This is a genomic window from Dietzia sp. UBA5065, assembly GCA_002415925.1.
In the GTDB taxonomy this organism is placed as follows: Bacteria; Actinomycetota; Actinomycetes; order Mycobacteriales; family Mycobacteriaceae; genus Dietzia.
The window spans coordinates 1-2,892 of sequence record DIAZ01000169.1; the positions used below are offsets into that span (position 1 = coordinate 1).

Here is a 2,892-nt window from a genome sequence, read left to right on the forward strand (position 1 = left end):
ACGGCGGCCCGCAGGAGCGAGCGGCCCCAGATGCTCTTGCCCATGACCACGGCCATGGCGAAGCCGAGGACGGTCTCGAGCGAGACGGTGGTGACGGTGAAGAGCATGGTGTTGCCCATGGCCGGCCAGAAGTCGGTCGCCGAGACGCCCGGCGGGCAGGTGACCGTGCCGTCACCGCCGGGCGCGGGGCACGACTGGGTGAGCCAGTAGAGGTAGTGCTGGATGCCGGCGAAGCCCCCGGCGGAGAACATCCCCGTGGCCGGGTCAAGCCCCCGGTCCGCCATGAGGGACAGGTAGAGGGCCCGCACGATCGGGTAGCCGATCACCACCGCCAGGATGGCGAGCGCGGGGCCGACCATCCACACCGGTCGCCAGTCGAACCTCTTCCCGACCAGTGGCGCCGGGGACTTCTCGGTTGTCGTCATCTCTGCAGCTCCTCGCCGGATCTCGCCCGCCCTCACCACCGGCGCCGATGGGCCCCGGGAATGTTACCCGGGGCCCATCGGCGCCATGTCGGAAACCTGGTGTCCCCGACCTAGTGTGACCGCCCCCTGCTTACTGGGCCTGCTGGATCGCGGCGCTCATGTCCGTGAGCGCCTGCTCGACGGTCTTCTGGTCCTTCAGCGCGGCGAACGTGTTGTCCTGGATGGCCTTGGAGACCGCCGGGTAGAACGGGGTGACCGGGCGCGGCTGCGCGTTCTCGAGCGCCGCCTTGAGCGCCGTCATGTACGGGAACTCCTGCTGGAGCGCCTCGTCGTCGTAGATCGAGGCCAGCACCGGCGGGAAGGACTCCTGCGCGAAGCCCATCTGCACGTCCTCGGAGATGATGAACTCGAGGAACGCCTTGACCGTCGCCTTGTTCTCGGAGAACACGTTGATCGCGTTGTTGTATCCGCCGAGGGTCGACCTGCCCGCGCCGTCCGGGCCGAGGATCGGGGCCACGTTGAACTTGCCCTGCACCTGCGAGGTGGGATCGGTCTGGCCCGACTCGTACATGTACGGCCAGTTGTAGGCGTAGAGGCTGCGACCGCCGAGGAACGCCTGCGCGGTCTCCTCCTCCGTGAAGCCGTCCGACTTCATGGAGATGATGTCGCTCTTGTAGCCGTCGACCAGCGCGGTCATGCCGGCCTTGGCCTCCGGCGTGTCGAGCTCCGGGGTCTTGCCGTCGGAGCCGACGACCTGACCGCCCCAGCTGTGGATGAACTGGGTGGCGGCCACCGTGAGCCCCTCGTACTGCTTGAGCTGCAGGTTGAGGCAGTCGATCGCGGCCTCGGCCGCGACCTTGCAGGAGTCGACCAGGGCGCCCCAGTTGGCGGGGGCCTCCGGCTGGAGGTCCGTGCGGTAGTAGAGGAGCTGCGCGTTGGTGTTCTGCGGCACGGCGTAGAGGGTGCCGTTGTAGGTGGCGGAGTCGACGGCGGCCTCGATCAGCCCGCTCGTGTCGACCTCGGTGTCGCCCTGGATCGGCTGCAGCCAGCCGTTGGCCGCGAAGTACGCGGTGTCGGTGACGTCGAGCGCGAACGCGTCGTACTCACCGCTCTGGGTCTGGAGGGACTGGACCAGCGTGTCGCGCTGGGCGTCGGCCTCACCGGCGAGCTCGTGGAGGGTCACCACCTGGTCGGGGTGCTCCGCATTCCACTGCTCGATGACGGGGCGGAGCTTGTCCGTGTCGTTCTTGCCCATCGCGAAGGTGATCGGGCCGACGCCGGAGGTGCCGGCGTCCACCTGCTCGCCGTCCTCCCCGCCGCCCGAGGAACAACCCGCGGCTACCACCGCGATGATGGACGCGGCCGCCGCCGCCTTGAGGAACCTGCCGTGAACGGCCATGCGCTCTCTCCTACTGTTGTGTCTCGCCGTGATGTCTCTGCTCCCGCCGGCGTCCGCCGACGACCAGTGATCCCGTGACCGCTGTGACGCGGGTCTCACTGAGGGCCTGCTGAGCGTAACCCACCCGGGGGCCGTGGTGCCGGACCATGTGCGGTCCGTCCGCCGGATCCCCGTCGCCCCCGCGCCACTACGGGCACCGAGAGCAAGGTCACACAGGGCACTCTAGCAACAACAGATGTTGTAGCCGCGCCGCCACGCCCGTCACCGCAGGCGCAGCCCCGAGTCCACGTCGAAGAACCGCACCTCGCCGTCGAGCGCCGCGAGGTTCATGGTCTCGCCCTTCCTCGGGTGGTCGGCGGACTCCGCTCGGTAGACAACCGGGTGCCCGTCCCCCGTGGAGCAGTGCAGGTAGCTGTCCGCGCCCAGCTCCTCGACCAGGTCGACGGTGACCCGCAGTCCGTCCCCGTCCGTGGCGAGCCGAAGGTGTTCGGGCCTCACCCCCACGGTGACCCTCGATCCCGCACCGGACGGCACGATCTCCCCGAACCCCTCGAGGTCGACCCTGCCGTCGGCGACGGGCGCGTCGAAGAGGTTCATGGAGGGCGATCCGATGAATCCGGCGACGAACGCGTTGACCGGGTTGTGGTAGAGCTCGCGGGGCGTGTCGACCTGCTGGAGGATCCCGTCCTTGAGGACCGCGACCCGGTCACCCATGGTCATGGCCTCCACCTGGTCGTGGGTCACGTAGATCATGGTGGTGTGCAGGTCACGCTGCAGCTTGGCGATCTGGGCGCGGGTCGCCACGCGGAGCTTGGCGTCCAGGTTGGACAGCGGCTCGTCCATGAGGAAGACCTGCGGGTTCCGCACGATCGCGCGCCCCATGGCCACGCGCTGCCGCTGGCCACCGGAGAGCTCCTTGGGCTTGCGGTCGAGGAAGTCCGAGAGATCGAGCATCTCCGCCGCCCGGTCCACCCGTTCGGCGATCTCCTTCTTGGAGGCCTTGGCCAGCTTGAGCGCGAAGCCCATGTTCTCCCGCACCGTGTAGTGCGGGTACAGCGCGTAGTTCTG

General features: G+C 68.7%; 3 protein-coding genes. All 3 read right to left on the reverse strand.

Features of this window, described 5'->3' with window-relative positions:
• Window positions 1-425 (reverse strand): carbohydrate ABC transporter permease (locus tag B4M60_RS13625; RefSeq protein ID WP_414646808.1); only part of this gene is annotated, 425 nt, incomplete at its 3' end.
• Between the two features lie 130 nt (window positions 426-555).
• Window positions 556-1,824 carry an ABC transporter substrate-binding protein gene (locus B4M60_RS13630; RefSeq protein WP_291085084.1) on the reverse strand — a complete coding sequence of 423 codons (1,269 nt, stop codon included), beginning with the start codon at window positions 1,822-1,824 and terminating at the stop codon, window positions 556-558.
• A gap of 261 nt (window positions 1,825-2,085) precedes the next feature.
• A partial coding sequence (locus tag B4M60_RS13635) for an ABC transporter ATP-binding protein (RefSeq protein ID WP_291085087.1) occupies window positions 2,086-2,892 on the reverse strand: 807 nt, incomplete at its 5' end.